The organism is Cereibacter changlensis JA139 (assembly GCF_003034985.1).
Classification (GTDB): domain Bacteria; phylum Pseudomonadota; class Alphaproteobacteria; order Rhodobacterales; family Rhodobacteraceae; genus Cereibacter; species Cereibacter changlensis.
Genome location: NZ_PZKG01000046.1, coordinates 1 through 15,801, shown reverse-complemented (window position 1 = coordinate 15,801; position 15,801 = coordinate 1). Strand labels below are relative to the sequence as shown.

The 15,801-nt window shown below is 67.7% G+C and carries 17 protein-coding genes; 7 read left to right on the top strand and 10 right to left on the bottom strand.

What is annotated here, in order from left to right:
• Window positions 1-107: 107 nt before the first annotated feature.
• The 4 genes from C5F48_RS11620 to C5F48_RS11605 all read left to right on the top strand — a co-directional run bounded on the left by C5F48_RS11620 (window position 108) and on the right by C5F48_RS11605 (window position 3,383).
• Complete coding sequence (locus C5F48_RS11620) at window positions 108-368, top strand: hypothetical protein (RefSeq protein WP_107664080.1); 261 nt, start codon at window positions 108-110, stop codon at window positions 366-368.
• A 227-nt stretch (window positions 369-595) separates the two neighbouring features.
• Window positions 596-1,486, top strand: a complete 891-nt coding sequence (locus C5F48_RS11615; RefSeq protein ID WP_107664095.1) for an ABC transporter permease — start codon at window positions 596-598, stop codon at window positions 1,484-1,486.
• A complete protein-coding gene (locus C5F48_RS11610) occupies window positions 1,483-2,289 on the top strand; it encodes an ABC transporter permease (RefSeq protein ID WP_107664079.1) in 807 nt (268 codons plus the stop codon). The genes C5F48_RS11615 and C5F48_RS11610 overlap by 4 nt, the downstream gene beginning before the upstream one ends.
• Window positions 2,286-3,383 (top strand): ABC transporter ATP-binding protein, encoded by a 1,098-nt coding sequence (locus tag C5F48_RS11605; RefSeq protein WP_107664078.1) that lies wholly within the window; start codon window positions 2,286-2,288, stop codon window positions 3,381-3,383. Before C5F48_RS11610 ends, C5F48_RS11605 begins: the two co-directional genes overlap by 4 nt.
• 73 nt (window positions 3,384-3,456) lie before the next feature.
• On the opposite strand, the gene C5F48_RS11600 is transcribed toward C5F48_RS11605, so the two are convergent.
• From C5F48_RS11600 to C5F48_RS11555, 10 genes are all read right to left on the bottom strand, one after another.
• Complete coding sequence (locus C5F48_RS11600) at window positions 3,457-4,071, bottom strand: TetR/AcrR family transcriptional regulator (RefSeq protein WP_107664077.1); 615 nt, start codon at window positions 4,069-4,071, stop codon at window positions 3,457-3,459.
• Window positions 4,068-4,961, bottom strand: a complete 894-nt coding sequence (gene ppk2, locus C5F48_RS11595; protein WP_107664076.1) for a polyphosphate kinase 2 — start codon at window positions 4,959-4,961, stop codon at window positions 4,068-4,070. Before ppk2 ends, C5F48_RS11600 begins: the two co-directional genes overlap by 4 nt.
• A 43-nt stretch (window positions 4,962-5,004) precedes the next feature.
• Window positions 5,005-5,970, bottom strand: coding sequence for an alpha/beta fold hydrolase (locus tag C5F48_RS11590; RefSeq protein WP_107664075.1), 966 nt, complete (start codon window positions 5,968-5,970; stop codon window positions 5,005-5,007).
• Window positions 5,945-6,862: a homoserine O-acetyltransferase MetA gene (metA, locus tag C5F48_RS11585; protein ID WP_107664074.1), complete on the bottom strand. Its 918-nt coding sequence runs from the start codon at window positions 6,860-6,862 to the stop codon at window positions 5,945-5,947. Before metA ends, C5F48_RS11590 begins: the two co-directional genes overlap by 26 nt.
• A gap of 27 nt (window positions 6,863-6,889) precedes the next feature.
• Window positions 6,890-7,759, bottom strand: a complete 870-nt coding sequence (locus C5F48_RS11580; protein WP_107664073.1) for an ATPase — start codon at window positions 7,757-7,759, stop codon at window positions 6,890-6,892.
• Between the two features lie 30 nt (window positions 7,760-7,789).
• On the bottom strand, window positions 7,790-8,716 hold the full coding sequence (locus tag C5F48_RS11575) for a DMT family transporter (RefSeq protein ID WP_107664072.1): 927 nt from the start codon (window positions 8,714-8,716) through the stop codon (window positions 7,790-7,792).
• 110 nt (window positions 8,717-8,826) lie between these two features.
• A complete protein-coding gene (locus C5F48_RS11570) occupies window positions 8,827-9,924 on the bottom strand; it encodes an OmpP1/FadL family transporter (protein ID WP_107664071.1) in 1,098 nt (365 codons plus the stop codon).
• Window positions 9,925-9,986: 62 nt separating this feature from the next.
• The gene (locus tag C5F48_RS11565) at window positions 9,987-10,898 is read right to left on the bottom strand and encodes a DMT family transporter (protein ID WP_211314587.1); all 912 of its coding nucleotides are present in this window, start codon (window positions 10,896-10,898) and stop codon (window positions 9,987-9,989) included.
• A 101-nt stretch (window positions 10,899-10,999) separates the two neighbouring features.
• Window positions 11,000-11,278, bottom strand: a complete 279-nt coding sequence (locus C5F48_RS11560; protein WP_107664070.1) for a putative quinol monooxygenase — start codon at window positions 11,276-11,278, stop codon at window positions 11,000-11,002.
• 165 nt (window positions 11,279-11,443) lie between these two features.
• Window positions 11,444-12,883 carry a Do family serine endopeptidase gene (locus C5F48_RS11555; RefSeq protein WP_107664069.1) on the bottom strand — a complete coding sequence of 480 codons (1,440 nt, stop codon included), beginning with the start codon at window positions 12,881-12,883 and terminating at the stop codon, window positions 11,444-11,446.
• Window positions 12,884-13,116: 233 nt separating this feature from the next.
• On the opposite strand from C5F48_RS11555, the gene C5F48_RS11550 reads away from it, so the two are divergent.
• The 3 genes from C5F48_RS11550 to C5F48_RS11540 are packed head-to-tail and all read left to right on the top strand — an operon-like array spanning window position 13,117 to window position 15,585.
• Complete coding sequence (locus tag C5F48_RS11550) at window positions 13,117-13,791, top strand: response regulator (RefSeq protein ID WP_107664068.1); 675 nt, start codon at window positions 13,117-13,119, stop codon at window positions 13,789-13,791.
• Window positions 13,788-15,185 (top strand): HAMP domain-containing sensor histidine kinase, encoded by a 1,398-nt coding sequence (locus C5F48_RS11545; protein WP_107664067.1) that lies wholly within the window; start codon window positions 13,788-13,790, stop codon window positions 15,183-15,185. Before C5F48_RS11550 ends, C5F48_RS11545 begins: the two co-directional genes overlap by 4 nt.
• A 16-nt stretch (window positions 15,186-15,201) precedes the next feature.
• Window positions 15,202-15,585, top strand: a complete 384-nt coding sequence (locus tag C5F48_RS11540) for a hypothetical protein (RefSeq protein WP_107664066.1) — start codon at window positions 15,202-15,204, stop codon at window positions 15,583-15,585.
• Window positions 15,586-15,801: the final 216 nt, after the last annotated feature.

The window sequence follows — 15,801 nt, the reverse complement described above, 5'->3', positions numbered from 1 at the left end:
TGTGGCGCGCGGGACTCGCCCTGTGGGAATTGCGCAAGGGTTTGATTGACGGAGAGTTTTCGCGGTGGCACGTTTGATGCAGACGCATTTTTCAAAAAGAGTTCACAATGACGCATCAGGCTGGCTTTCACGCGCCCCATGGCGGGGCGGATTTTCTCGGGCTGCGGCGCAGCCGCAACGGCGGCACGGAAATCGTCTATGACGACGGGGTGACGCGGCGCATGATCTGGCGCGTCGCCGAGGAGGGCGTCAGCGAGGCCCGGCTGACCGACGCGCTGCGCGTCGCCGTCGGCTCCACCCGGGTGCTGCCGGCGCTTTACGACGAGCTGAAAAAGCGGGCGATCGCGATTGAACGGGTGGCAGGCTGAGATTGCGACCGTGACCGACACGGTTCAGACGCGGCGAGAGAAACGGCGCGTAACTGTCGCATTAAGTTCATAAAATCGACTCATCCTGTTCCGCGCGCTTCGGTCCCGCCCCACCCCTCGCCTCTGCCCAAGCATCGGGCGCATTTGCCGCGTTTCGCTGCCGAAACGCTTTACCTTCCGGCGTAACCTGTGCAATCAAAACGGCAGGGAAGCTTCCAGGGGGCATGATGGAACTGGGATCGCGATGGGACCGCTTCAGGCGGTCCGAGGCGGCGAGCGGGTATATGCTGGTCAGTCCGACCGCGCTCTATGCCATCCTGCTGCTGGCCGCGCCCCTGGGCACGATCATCCTCTACAGCTTCCTGACCGACGGCTATCTGGAGATCGTCCGCACCTTCACGCTGGCGAACTACCACGAGGCCTGGACCAACGAGCTCTATCGCACCGTCATGCTGCGCTCGCTCGGCGTGTCGATGGCGGTGACGCTGGTGACGGTGGTGCTGGCCTTTCCGGTGGCCTATTTCGTCTCCTTCCACGTCGACCCCTCGCGCAAATCGCTCTGGCTGTTCCTGATCACCATCCCGTTCTGGACCAGCTACCTGATCCGGGTCTTCCTGTGGAAGGTGATCCTCGGCTTCAACGGGGTGGTGAACTCGGGGCTGATGGGGCTCGGCATCATCGACGAGCCGCTGACCTTCATCCTCTACAACGTGAACGCGGTGGTCATCACCCTGGCCCATGCCTATGCGCCCTTCGCCATCCTGCCGATCTTCGTCGCCTTGGAGAAGATCGACCGCTCGCTGCTCGAGGCCGGGCAGGATCTGGGGGAGAGCCGCTTCATGACCTTCCTGCGGGTGACGCTGCCGCTGGCGATGCCCGGGGTGATCGCCTCGGTGCTGATCGTCTTCATCCCGACCATCGGCGATTACGTCACGCCGCAGCTCGTCGGCGGGCCGGAGGGGCGGATGGTGGCCAACCTGATCCAGCTGCAATATCTCAAGCTCGACAACTACCCGCTCGGCTCGGCCATCGCCGTCTCGGCCATGGGGATCGTGACCGTCGTCAGCCTGCTGTTCCTGTTCCTGAACCGCCGCTACCTGAAAGGGCCGAAATCATGAAGGGCGGCGGCTTCCGCATCTATGCCATCTGCTACCTGATCTTCCTCTACGCGCCGATCATCATCCTGCCGCTCTTCGCCTTCAACGACGCGACGGTGATCGCCTTCCCGCTGTCGGGCTTCACCACCAAGTGGTTCGCGGAGATGACGACGCAGCCGGCGCTGGGGCAGGCGGTGAAGAACAGCCTGATCATCGCGGTCTCGGCCTCGGTGCTGGCGACGACGCTGGGCGTCTTCGCGGCCCGCGCCTCGACGCGCTACGACTTCCCCTTCAAGGGCGGGATCATGGGGCTGATCATGCTGCCGCTGGTGCTGCCCGAGATCATCGTCGCCGTCTCGCTTCTGGTGGTGCTTTTGGGCCTCGGGGTGAACCTGTCGATCCTGACGGTGATCCTCGGCCATGTGCTGATCTGCACGCCCTTCACCATCGCCATCCTGTCCTCGGCCTTCCAGAGCCTCGACCGCTCGCTGGAGGAGGCCGCCTATGATCTGGGCGAGACCGCGGTCTCGACCTTCCGGCTGATCATCCTGCCGCTGGTGATGCCCGGCATCATCTCGTCGCTGCTGATCTCCTTCACCATCAGCCTCGACGAGTTCATCATCGCCTTCTTCCTCGCCGGGACCGAGGTGACCCTGCCGGTCTACATCTTCTCGCAGTTCCGCTTCCCGCAGGCGGTGCCCGTCATCATGGCGCTCGGCACCATCCTCGTCGGCATGTCGATCCTGCTCCTGACCATCGCCGAATATTTCCGCCGCCGCGGCCTCGCCCGCTCCGGCGCCAAGGATACCGGAGGCTTCCTGTGACCGTCGAGAAACCCACCATGATCGAGTTCCGCGACGTTCATAAATACTACGGCGACTACCATGCGCTGCGCGGCATCACCGCCAAGATCCGCGCCGGCGAGTTCTTCTCGCTGCTCGGCCCCTCGGGCTGCGGCAAGACCACGCTCCTGCGCACCATCGCCGGCTTCGAAGGCATCTCCTCGGGGGCGGTGATGATCGACGGCAAGCATATGGAGGGTGTGCCGGCCAACAAGCGCCCCACCAACATGGTGTTCCAGAGCTATGCCATCTTCCCGCATCTGACCGTGGCGCAGAACGTGGGCTTCGGCCTGCGCCGCGCCAATCTGGCCAAGGACGAGCTTGCCCGCCGCGTCGGCGAGGCGCTGGAGATGGTGGGGCTGAAGGGCTACGGCGCGCGCGCGGCCCATGCGCTGTCGGGCGGGCAGCGGCAGCGGGTGGCGTTGGCGCGGGCGCTGATCCTGAAGCCGAAGGTGCTTCTGCTGGACGAGCCGCTCTCGGCGCTCGACAAGAAGATGCGCGAGCAGATGCAGGTGGAGCTGATCAAGCTGCAGCGGCAGGTCGGCATCACCTTCATCCTCGTCACCCACGATCAGGAAGAGGCGCTGGTCATGTCGGACCGGATCGCGGTGATGTTCGAGGGCGAGATCGCCCAGCTCGCCGATCCCGAGACGCTCTACCGACGGCCCAATTCGAAGAAGGTGGCGGATTTCATCGGCACGATGAACTTCCTGCCCGCCGAGATCCTGTCGGAAGGCCCCGGCGGCATCGAGATCGAGGCGCAGGGCCTCGGCCGCGTGACCCTCGCCCCCGATCAGGCGCCGGGCGCTGCCTCGGGTCAGGGCGCGACCGTGGGCTTCCGCCCCGAGACCTTGACCATCCTCTTCGAGGGCCAGCCGACCGCCGAGCGCGAGAGCATGGGGACGATCGAGGAAGTGGTCTATTACGGCGACATGACCTATTACGACGTCCGGCTCGACGGCACGGCCAGCCCGACGCGGATCTCGATGCGCAATGTCTTCGGCCGCCCGGTGCTCGACATCGGCGCCCGCGCCCGCATCGCCTGGAGCGCGGGGGCGCTGGTGCTGTTCCGCTGAGGCTTCTTCCTGGCTCAAATACTCAAGCGACGCCTGACGCGGGCGTCGCAAGATCCGTGAAAGGATCCGGCGCCTAGCGATCCGGCGGCAGCAGGCCGAGGCCGCGCAGGTAGATGCCGATGCCGGCCTCCAGGAGATCCTCCGGCGGGAAGGGCGAGCGGGCTGCGGGGCCGCGGGCGAAGAGCTCCACCACGCCATGGCTCATCGCCCAGATATGCGCCGAGAACATCGCTGCGGGCGGGCGTTTCTCGGGCGGGATATGGTCCGAGAGCCGCGCCGCCGCCCGTTCCAGCACGTCGCGCGCCTTCTGTGCCGCCAGCGCCAGATCGGGATTGGCCTGCATCGACAGGCCGCTTTCGAACATCGCCATGTAATGCCCGGGATATTTGCGGGCGAAGGCGAGATAGGCCCGGCCCGTCGCCTCGAAGGCCGCCAGCGCCGAGGGCTTGCCGTCGTCATAGGCGAATTCCATCAGCGCCGCAAAGATGTCGTAGCCCTGCCGCGCCGCCTCGGCGATCAGATCCTCGCGGCCGGCGAAATGCCGGTAGACGGCGGCGGGCGTCACCTCGGCCACCTTGGCGGCTTCGGACAGGGTGAAGCCCTGCGGCCCCTTCTCGGTGATCAATGCCAGCGCCGCCTCGACCAGCGCCTGCCGCAGGTTGCCGTGATGGTAGCCGCGCTTGGTCATTCCCGGCCGGAGTCCCGGCCGTCATCGCTGCGGAGCCCGGGCCCGCCGCAGATCGCCGGGTCGGGCGCGCCGATCGCCTTCAGGTCGCGACCCTTGAAATCCACTTTCACCAACAGCGTCTGGATCGCCGCCAGCCGGGCGCGGCGCTTGTCATCCGAGCGGATCACCGTCCAGGGCGCCGCAAAGCTGTGGCTGCGCGCCAGCGTCTCCTCGATGGCCTCGGTATACTCGTCCCATTTCTTCAGCCCCTCGATGTCGATCCAGCTGAGCTTCCACTGTTTCAGCGGGTCCTGCTCGCGGGCGAGGAAGCGGCGCAGCTGTTCGGCGCGGCCGACGTTCAGCCAGAGCTTGACGACGATGATGCCCTCCTCGACCAGCATCTCCTCGAAGGAGGGCAACTGGCAGAAGAAATGCTCGCGCTGCGCCGGGGTGCAGAAGCCGAAGACCGGCTCGACCACGCCGCGGTTGTACCAGCTACGGTCGAAGAGCGCGATCTCGCCGGCAGCGGGCAGCCAGTCGATGTAGCGCTGGAAATACCACTGCGTCGCCTCGCGGTCCGAGGGTTTCGCCAAGGCCACGACATTGGCGACGCGCGGATTGAGGTTCTCGCGCATGGCCGAGATGGTGCCGCCCTTGCCCGAGGCGTCGCGCCCCTCGAAGACCACGACGATGCGCTTGCCGGTCTCCTTCACATCGGCCTGCAGCCGGGCGAGCTGGATCTGCAGCGCCTCCATATGCGCGTCGTAGAGCTTGCGCTTCAGCCTCTCGCGATAGGGGTAGTCCCTGGCGAGGATCGCGTGCTTGTCGGCCCCCTCGATGGCTTCGCGCAGCCAGTTCGGGGCTTCCTTGCGGTAGAAGTGGCTGATCGCGGCGTCGAATGGCAGGTCCATCGGCAGTCTCCCTTGGGTCCCGCAAGTATGGCGATTGGCCCGGTCAGCGCAATCCGGCCCGCGCGGCGGCGCGGTCGATGGCGGCGATGACCGCGGGGGCGGCGACATGCTGCGGCATATGGCCGATGTCTGGCAGCAGCGTCAGATGCGCGCCCGGGATCAGCTTCGACAGCGGCTCGCCATGCACCTTGGAGGGCACGATGGTGTCGCCGGTGCCGTGGACGATCTCCACCGGCATCGGCAGCTTGGCGTAGTTCGGCATCATCAGCTGTAGATAGGGCTTCAGGTTCGACAGCTGCTTGGCGTTGGTGCGGAAACTGTCGCGGCGCAGCGACAGGCCGATGCCGATATATTCGGCATAGCCCTCGGGCGCGGCCTGCGGGGCGAAGATCGCCTCCACCACCGGCTCGGTCCGTTCCGGCGCGACATAGGCGGTCAGCAGCGGCACGATGGTCGCCCCGCCGAAATCCGAGGCGGTGACGGCGTTCAGCGCCCCGAGCCCGCCCGGCCAGGGCATCGAGGCGCCGGAGACGATCACCAGCCCGGCGGTGTCGCCCGGAGCGCGCAGCCCCCAGGCCAGCGCCACCGACCCGCCGTAGCTGTGACCCAGCACCAGCGGGTTCTTCACCCCCAGCTGGTCCGCCGCGGCGCGCAGCACGTCGGCCTGCACCAGCGGGCTCAGCCCCTCAGCTCCCATGTCGTCCGACCAGCCCATGCCGGGGCGGTCGAAGGCGATGACGCGGTAGCGGTCCTTCAACTGGTCGACCAGCTTGAAGGTGAAGTCGCGGGTATTGCCGGAAGCGCCGTGGATCAGCACCAGATCGGGGCCCTGACCCTCGACATGTGCATGCACCGTGCGACCGTTCACCTGCAACAGCTGCCCGGTCGGCGGATAGAGCTGTTCGGCCAGCGCTTCGCGGCGGGATGCCCTGGTATCGACGGCGGCGGCGCAGCCACCAAGAACGACTGTCGCGGCGACGAGGCTAGCGACCAATTTCGGCAATGTCATACGGTGTCGATTGGTAAATTTCGTTGATCCAGTTGCCATATAGAAGATGCGCGTGACTTCTCCAGCGATTGAGCGGCGGCATCGCGGGATTGTCATCCGGATAGTAGTTCCGCGGCACGTTGATCGCCACGCCATTGGCCACGTCGCGGTCGTATTCCTGTTTCAGCGTGTCGCTGTCATATTCGAAATGGTTGAAGATGTAGAGCGCGCGGTGATCCGGATCGGCCACCAGACAGGGGCCGACCTCGTCGGAGCCGAGCAGGGTCTGCAGCGCCGGGGCGCGGTCGATCTCGTCCTGCTTCATCTCGGTCCAGCGGCTGACCGGGATGACGAAATCATCCGAGAAGCCGCGCAGGTAGGGCGAGGTGGGATCGACGTTGCGGTGGCGGAAGCAGCCGAAGGCCTTGTGGTCGAGGATGTGTTTGTGCACGCCGTGGAAGTGGTTGATCATCGCCATCCCGCCCCAGCAGACGCCGAAGGTCGATTGCACGTTGCTCTGGGTCCAGTCCATCACCTCGCGGAGCTCGTCCCAATAGGTGACCTCCTCGAAGGGCAGGTGCTCGATCGGGGCGCCGGTGATGATCAGGCCGTCGAACTTCTCTTCCTTCACCTCCTGGAAGGGGCGGTAGAAGGCGGCCATATGCTCGGCGGCGGTGTTGCGGGTCTGGTGTTCGGTCATGCGGATCAGATGCAGATCGATCTGCAAGGGCGTCGCGCCGATCAGCCGGGCGAACTGGTTCTCGGTCTGGATCTTCTTCGGCATGAGGTTGAGGAGCGCGATCTTCAGCGGGCGGATGTCCTGCCGCGCCGCCCGTTCGGGCGACATGACCATGACGCCCTCGCGGCGGAGGACGTCGAAGGCGGGCAGGGTTTCGGGCAGCTTGATCGGCATGGCGGCTCCTCGGGGCGGGCGGCGTATCTAGGCGGTGGTCTGGCGGGTTTCCAGCGCTTGGGCAATGAGATCGGTAAAACCTGCGGCATCGCGGACCAAGGCGACCTCTTCGGCGGTGACGGTCAGACCCCAGCGCGCCATGGCGGCATAGCGCGGCTGGCGGTGGGTGAGGGCGCGGGCATAGGTCCAGCGCACGAAGGCATCGGGATCGACCTCGGCCTCGGTCACGTCATGGTCGGCGAGATAGGCGGTCCAGGCCTCGAGCAGGAACTGTGGCTGGTAATACATCGGCTTCGGCGCGCGGTCGAAGCGGCGGATCAGCTCGTCGGTGTGGCTGTCGGAGCCTTTGATCCAGACCATCAGCAGGTTCTGCGACAGCGCGGTCATCACCGGATCGGCGGGGTTGTCGGCATCGACCACCTCGCAGATCGACCCGCCAGAGTCGCAGACGAAATTGTCGTAGCCGTAGATGTCATGCGCGCGGCCGATGAAACGGGGGGTGTCCAAGAGCGCGCGGACCTCGGCCTCGCGGTGCTGGTCCTGCCGGAGCTGGTATTCGGCAAAGAGCAGGCCGCCCCTCTCGGGGTTGCCGGGCTTGCCGAGATAGGTGGAAAGCGGGGCGAGATTGTCGAAGGTGATGTTCGAGGCGATGTAGACGGAATCCGTCATCAAAAGCTCGCGCAGGAAGGGCACGCGCATCGCTTCGCGCTTGAAGTTGTCGGCGATGAACTCGCCCATGTAGCGGGTGCCGATGCGGTAATCGACCGAGTAGTGGAACCAGCCGCCGCTGTCGCGCAGCAGGTTCGAGACATGGGTCTTGCCGAGGCCGGACATGCCGAACAGCAGGACGCGCTTTTCCCGCGATGCGCGCCAATCCGTTGCGGAAGAATAGATCATGGACTGCCCCCTCGTGCCTCGGCCCCCCTGTTAGCGCGGGGCGGGACCGAGTTCACGCGAAAACATGCGCAGGATGCGCCCGTCGAGCGTCAGCAGCCCGAGGCCGAGCAGCGCGAAGCCGGCGAAGGCGCGCAGCGGCAGCGCTTCGTCGAAGATCAGCGCGCCTGCGACGATGGCGACAGGGGCGACAAGCAGTGTGACGAGGCTGAGGTTGCCGGCGCCGGCCATGGCGAGCACCCGGTAGTAGAGCAGGTAGGCCACGGCGGTGGAGATCACCGCGAGATAGCCGAGCGAGGCCCAGATCGGCAGGCTGTGCGCAAGGCTCGGCGGCCCGTCGATCAAGAGGGCCGCGGGCAGCATGACCAGCGTCGAGCCGGTCAGCATCCCGGCGGCGGCGACCTGCGGCGCAAGGCCGGTCAGCGCCTTGCGGGCGAAGGCCCCGGCGAGGGCGTAGGAGAGGGCGGCGGCGAGGAGGGCCAGCTGCGAGACCGAGGTGAGGTCGAGCCGGAGCAGCGCCTCGGGGCCGATCACGGTGACGACCCCGGCGAAGCCCAGCAGCACCCCGGCCATGCGGCGCGGCGTCAACCTCTCGTCGCGGAACAAGAGCGAGGCCACCAGCACGCCGAGGATGGCGGTGGAGGCGTTGAGGATGGCGGCGAGGCCGGAGGGGATGGTCAGCTGGCCCCAGGTGATCAGCGAGAAGGGGATGACGTTGTTCAGCAGCCCCATGACGAGGAAGGCCGCCCAGACCTTCGGCGCGCGCGGCAGGGGCAGGCGGCGCGCCACGACCCAGAGCCAGAGGATCAGGCAGGCGCCGGCGACGCGGAAGGCGACGGTGGTGGCGACGCCGACCTCCTGCAGGGCGGCGCGGTTGGCCACGAAGGACAGGCCCCAGATGCAGGCAAGGAGCAGCAGCTCGGTCCAGGCGCGGGGAGAGAGGGATTTCTGCGCGGTCATGCGGCGGTCCTGTCGGGAGGGGTCATCCCGCAGGGCGTAGCAGGTCGAGGGCAGTCCCGCGACCCGGAAGCTGCGCAAGCGGCGCCGCGAGGGCGCCGCTTGCGTTGTCCTCAGAAGTTGTAGGCGACCCGCATGCCGACGGCGACGGCTTCGTTGTCGTCGAATTCGGCGTCGATGTTGGTCGTGGCGCTCCCCAGTTTGACGTAACGAATACCGCCGGTGATCCTCATCGCGTCACGGGTGTAGGTCGCGCCGATGCCGATCGATTTGAAGCCATCGTTCGGTCCGAGGTTGCCGGTGCGATCGCCGGTCGAGGGCTCATAGGAGGCGGTGACGGCACCCGACCAGCTGTCGGAGAACTTGCGGCCGAGGCCGAGGGTGTAGGTGGTCCGGTCGGACCGATAGCCGACAAGCGGCACGCCCACGAAGACCTGCTGGTAGATTGCCGGGTCGATCAGGAATTCCGACCATTCGACCCAGCGGACCGAGCCGAAGAGCAGCGTGTCGGGTGCAACGCCGGTCTGGAACTCGAGGCTGATCGACTGCGGCACCGTGGTTTCGAAGTCGCTCTCGCTGTCGAAGCCAGGGAGAACCGGCGTTTCTGTGCCGGAGAGGGTATGGTCGATGGCCGAGTTGTAGGTCAGCGCAATCCGGGCGGCGATCTCGGGTTTTTCCCAAGCCACGCCGAGCACATAGCCGAAGCCGTAGTCGGTGTTGGTCTCAAGGTTGTAGTCGATGACGCCCGAAGGTGAGAAGGTGTTGAACAGGATATGCGCCGTGCCCTTCACCGACTGCGCCCGGAGACCGCCATAGACCGAGACGTTGTTCTGCAGCTTGTAACGCAGCAGAGCCGTCACCGCATTGGAGCGCAGTTCCGCCGTGGTGCCCGCCAAGGGGTAGATGCGATCTGAAGGATATTCGACATCCGCGCCGATCGGCTGGTCGATGATCAGCGCCACGTCCATGTCGGGGCCGAGCGGCTGCTTGTAGCCCAGCGAGAAGGTCGCGAAATCGCCCGCCATGTTGCCGGAGTCCAGACCGCCGACGGACCCCCTGACATCCGGCATGGCGAAGCCGAGGTTCACCTCGGCGTAGCGGCCTTCCTCGAACAGGATGGCGACGCTCTGCGTCGAGCGCTCGATATCGCCCGCCGACGCACCACTCGCGCCGAGCGCGAGCAATCCGGCAGCCATTGCGGCTTTGTTCATGAAGTTCCCCCCTGGTGTCGATCTTGAGGCTGAAGACTGTCCGTGCGCCGAACGCCGGTCAATCAGTAACGCGGCGTAACGGTTCCGGCGCCGACCGGCTGTTGCCGCGCCGCCCGGTTTGCGGCCCGGATGTTGATCCAGTTGGCCAGAAGGATCAGCCCGCCGCCGAGGAAGACGAGGGAATTCAACGGCTCGCCGAAGATCAGCATCCCGGCCAGCGCCATGACCGGCAGGCGGCTGAAGTCGATGGTCACCACGATATTGGCCGAGGCCAGCGACAGCGCCATGGTCAGGCACATATGCGCGGTGACGCCGCAGAAGCCGATGATGGCGAGCCAGGGCAGGGTCTCGGCGGTGGGCAGCGCGATCTGGCCGTCGGCCAGGGCGCAGATCAACCCGAAGCAGAGCTGCATCAGCGTCAGCCAGAACAGGATCGAGACGATGCTCTCGCCCCGGGTCAGCGCCTTGGTCATGATGATCGAGCCGGCGAAGCCGATGGCCGAGCCGGCGGCGGCCAGCACGCCGAGGTCGACATGGCCGAAATCCGGCCGGGCGACGATCAGGATGCCGGTGAAACCCAGCAGGGCGCAGAAGGCGCGCACCCGGGTGATCCGCTCGGCGAGGAAGATCGGGCCCAGCAGGATGACCCAGATCGGCGAGGTGAACTCCAGCGCGATCAGCTGCGCCAAGGGGATCAGCGCCAGCGCGTAGAACCACAGGTTCTGCCCGGTGAAATGGAAGAGGTTCCGAAGCAGGTGCTGGCCCAGCCGGTCGGTGCGGATCTCGCCCAGCCGTCCGGCGGCGCCTGCGACCGAGACCACCAGGATCAGCCCGACCAGCGAGCGCCAGGTCATGATCTCGAAGGTGTCATGCGCGCCGGAGACCATGCGGCCGGCGACGGCCATCGTGGTGAAGGCGGTGATGGACCCCACCATCCAGAGGGCGGCGGCGAAGGGGCGGTGGACCTGGGTCATGGGATATTCCGGCGTCTGGGACGCATCTCATCGCCCCCCGCGCCGGGAATGTCCAGCCGCCGCGGCCGACCGGAGCGTCTGGCGCCCCGGTCGGCGGCAGGTCAGGCCTCGGTCAGTTCGAAATCGCGGCGCACGTCGCGGGCGATGACGAACCAGACCGAGCCGCGGGTGCGGGCCAGATGCGCCTCGTAGGCGGCGCGGTCGGTCCAGATCTCGTCGACCTGCCAGACCAGCGGGTCGTCGGTCGGGGTGATGTCGAATTTCTCGCAGCCCGCCTCGGCGCGGCTCAGGTCGATATGCTCCTGAACGTAACGCGCCACGGCGTCGGCGTCGTCCTCGTTCGGACAGGTGAGTGTTCCGGTCAGCGTGATCCGCGCCATGGCAGTCCTCCCTCATTTGCCCCGGCGTTCTGCCGGGCCTCCTCCGCGTGCATCTTGCCGGGAGGGGCGGGCAGAGGCAATCCCCGCGCCGCGCCGGAATGACGCGCCCAAACAAGGGCGGCCGCACCCCGGGGGATGCGGCCGCCGCAAGGCTCGAAGCTCAGGTCAGGAGCTGGCGATCTCGGCCCCGACGAACAGCGCCGCGCCGCGGCGGTTCAGCTTCAAAAGCACCATGTCGCCCTCGGCCTCGCGCAGCGCCTTGGCCAGCGCCTCGGGCGTCGCCACCGGCTTGCCGGCCACCGCCTCGATCACGTCGCCGGGGGTCAGCCGGTCGGCGTTCGGGCTGTCGGCGGCGACCTCGCTGATCACCACGCCCTTGGCCTCAGGGTCGAGGCCCAGCTGCCGCGCCAGCTCCGGCGCCAGCGGCTCCACCGTCACGCCCAGCGGTGCGGAGGAGCTGTCGGCCCCATCCTCCACCGCGGCCATCTCCAGCTTCTCGGGCGAGAGCTCGCCGATCTTCACCTCGACCGTGCGGTCCTCGCCATTACGGAGCACGGCAAGCTTCGCCGTCTCGCCCGCCGGGATCGCGGCGATCAGCGTCGGCAGGCTGCGCTTCTCGGTCACCGCCGTGCCGTTCACCGCGGTGATCACGTCGCCGCTTTGCAGCTCGCTGGCCGAGGCCGGGCTGTCGGGCTGCACTGCGGCCACCAGCGCGCCGTCGGTCGACTCGAGCCCCAGCGCCTGCGCCAGATCCGTCGTCATCGGCTGGATCTGCACCCCGAGCCAGCCGCGCGACACCGAGCCGGTCTCCTGCAACTGCGCGACGACGGTCTGGATCGTCGAGGCCGGGATCGAGAAGCCGATGCCTACCGACCCGCCCGAGGGCGAGTAGATCGCGGTGTTCATGCCGACCACCTTGCCCTCGGTGTCGAACAGGGGCCCGCCGGAGTTGCCGCGGTTGATGGCGGCGTCGGTCTGGATGTAATCGTCATAGGGGCCGGAGTTGATGTTGCGCCCGACCGCCGAGACGATGCCCGAGGTGACGGTGCCGCCCAGCCCGAAGGGGTTGCCGACCGCCACCACCGCGTCGCCGACCCGCAGGTCGTCCGCCGCATCCAGTTCGACGAAGGGCAGGCCCTCGGCGTCCTTCAGCCGGATCACCGCGATGTCGGTCATCGGATCGGTGCCGACCAGCTCGGCGGTGAATTCGCGGCCGTCCTGCAGCTTCACCTTCATCGAGGTGGCGTCGGCGACGACATGGTTGTTGGTGACGATGGTGCCATCGGCGGAGATCAGGAAGCCGGAACCGAGCCCGCGCGTCACCCCTTCGTTCTGCGGGGCCTCGGGCATGCGGAAGCGCGGGTCGATCTGGCCGAAGCGACGCAGAAACTCTTCCATCTGCGGGCTCATCGCCGGGCCGGCCGGCTCTTTCGACTTGGCGGTGACCTCGATGAAGACGACGGCGGGCGAGACCTGCTCGACCAGATCGGCATAGCCCTCGAAGGGCGCGGCATGGACCGGGGCCGTGCTGACGACGCCGGCGGTGGCGATCGTGCTGGCCAGAAGCGCGGCTTTCAGCGAGGAACGGATAGAGGGTAGCAACATCTGCGGTATCTCCTGCAAGGGACGGCCAGCGGGGGCCTTGGCAGCGAAGATGGCGCCGCAGCCTGTGATCCGGCTTACCGCCGGTTTACCATTCGGTAAGCTCTCAGCCTCGTGATGGGGTCTCGTGATCGGGGGATGCGCCGGCGCGGCTAACCCATTAGCTTACCGATCAGTGAGATTGCGGACAGGTGGCGGCAAGCCCAGGCCGTCACCCTGTCAGGATGGACCCCGAGATGAAGATCCTGCTTGCCGAAGATGACAGCCAGACCGCCGAGTTCCTGCGGCAGGGGCTGACGGCCGAGGGCTACAGCGTCGACCATGTCGCCGACGGCCGCGACGCGCTGGTGCGCGCCACGATGCAGCCCTACGACCTGATGGTGATCGACCGAATGATGCCGGGGCTCGACGGGCTGTCCTTGGTGAAGGCGCTGCGCTCGGCGCAGATGAAGGCGCCGATCCTGTTCCTGACGGCGATGGGCGGGGTGAACGACCGGGTCGAGGGGCTGCAGGCCGGGGCCGACGACTATCTGGTGAAGCCCTTCGCCTTTTCCGAGCTCTCGGCGCGGCTCGGCGCGCTGGCCCGCCGTCCCGCGATGCAGGAGGGCGCGCGCGACCAACTCAGGGTCGGCGACCTGACGATGGACCTTCTGCGCCGCACGGTCAGCCGCGACGGGACCGAGATCGAGCTGCAGCCGCGCGAGTTCCGCCTGCTGGAGCATCTGATGCGCAGCGCGGGCAGGGTGCAGACCCGCACCATGCTCTTGGAGGCTGTCTGGGATTTCCACTTCGACCCGAACACCAGCGTGGTGGAAACCCACATCAGCCGGCTGCGCGCCAAGATCGACCGGCCCTTCGACAAGCCCTTGCTGCACACGGTGCGCGGCGCGGGCTACATGCTGAAGGCATGAGCGACGCGCCGCTCACCCGGCTGATGCGCTCCTCCTCGCTGCGGCTGGCGGCGCGGCTGGCGCTTATCTTCGTCGGCGCGACGTTGCTGGCGGGGGTGGTGTCCTTCTCGCTGCTGACCAACGCGCTGCAGGAGCGGCTCAGGGCCGATGCGCGGCAGATGGCGGAATCGCTGGGGGCGACCTATCAGGTGGCCGGGCTGATCGACCTGCACGCGCAGATCGCCACCAATATCGCCACCACCCGCGATTTCGCCAATCTCTATCTCTTCATCGACAACTCCGGCCGCATCGTCTTCGGCAATTTCAGCCTGCGCCAGCCCTTCACCGGGCCGCGCGACCTCGTCTCGGGCCGCGACCTGCTGCTGCCGGGGCGCGAGGCGCCGCAGGGGCTGGGCTTCTCGGCTTATGGGGTGAAGCTGCCGGCGGGCTGGATCATGGCGGCGCGGCAGACCTCGGCCCTGGACGAGGTGCAGGGCATCGTGCTGCAATCGGTGGCGCTGGGGCTCGGCCTCGCCATCGCGCTGGCGGTGGCGGTGGCGCTGGCGCTCGCCTGGCGGGCCGAGCGGCGCATCGCCCGGCTGAGCGAGGTCTTGGATAGGGCCGCGGTGGGCGATCTGGCGCAGCGCGCCGCCGAGGCGGGCGGCGACGACATCGGCCGGATCTCACGCGCGGTGAACGCCACGCTCGACCAGCTGCAACAGACGGTGGAGAGCCTGCGCCAGGTCTCTTCCGACGTGGCGCATGACCTGCGCACCCCGATCACCCGGCTGCGCGCCCGGCTGGAGCCGCTGACCCTGCGTTCCGACCTGCCGTCCGACGCCGCTGCCGAGGTGACCGCGGCAATGGAGCAGAGCGACCGGATCGTGCAGATCTTCAACGCCCTGCTGCGTATCGCCCAGCTGGAGGGCGGCGGCGCGCGGCCCCGCTTCGCACCGCTGGATCTGGGAGGGCTGCTCTCGGACCTGCAGGAGATGCTGGAGCCGGTGGCCGAGGATCTGGGCCACCGGCTGACCTGCGAGACCGTGCCGTTGACCGTCTCGGGCGACCGCGATCTCCTGGCCCAGGCGATCAGCAATGTGGTGGAGAACGCCTTCCGCCACTGCCCGGCGCCGGCCGAGATCCGCATGACGCTTCAGGCGCTGCCGGGGCAGGCGCTGTTGAGCGTCACCGATAACGGCCCCGGCATCCCGGCAGCCGAGCAGGAGGCGGTGTTCCGCCGCTTCTACCGGCTGGAGCGCAGCCGCAACAGCGAGGGCAGCGGGCTGGGCCTCAGCCTCGTCGCGGCGATCGTGCGGCTGCATGGCGGTTCGGTGGAAGTGGCCGACGCGGGGCCGGGGCTGAGCCTGCGCATCCGGTTGCCGCTGGCCGGGCCGCCCGAGATCGCGGCTTCGTGAGCCGCGAACATCGCTGTTGATCCTTGGCGCCGGCTGGCGCATCTTCCGCAGCATGTCGCGCCAGACCCGCCCTTTCCTTACCCTGCTGCTCGCCGCCCGGCTGTTCCTGGCGGCGCTGCTGGTGGTGGGGCAGGGGCCGTCGGCGGCCCGGGCCAAGGCGCCGGAACAGGTGGCAGCGCATGTCCAGACCGTGCTGGTCGCTTCGGACCGGTTCCAGGCCATGGTCCGGCCCGAGGCGAAGGCGCCGAAACCGCTCGGCCTGCCCGACAGCGCGCCGCCCCTGGCGCATCGCCCCGAAAGCGGCTGCAGCACGCTCGCCCTGCCGCCAGTCACCCCCTGCCGGCCCGACAGCGCCGTCCGCCTGCCGCCCTCCCGCGCGCCGCCCGTCCTCCTCAGCTGATGCACCTTCCGTCAGCCGCACCCCCGCGGCTGTTGCTTCCTGATGAGGATTTCCCATGACACTCGCATTTTCCGCCCTGTCCGGGCTGGTTCCGGCCGCCTCCGCGGTGGCCCTCGTGGTCAGCGGCTCGCAGCGCGCCCGCGCGCGGCGGCGCGCGCGTGGCGGAGACCGTTCGACGCCCTACACACCCCCGGCGCATCTGACCGCTCCCATGGC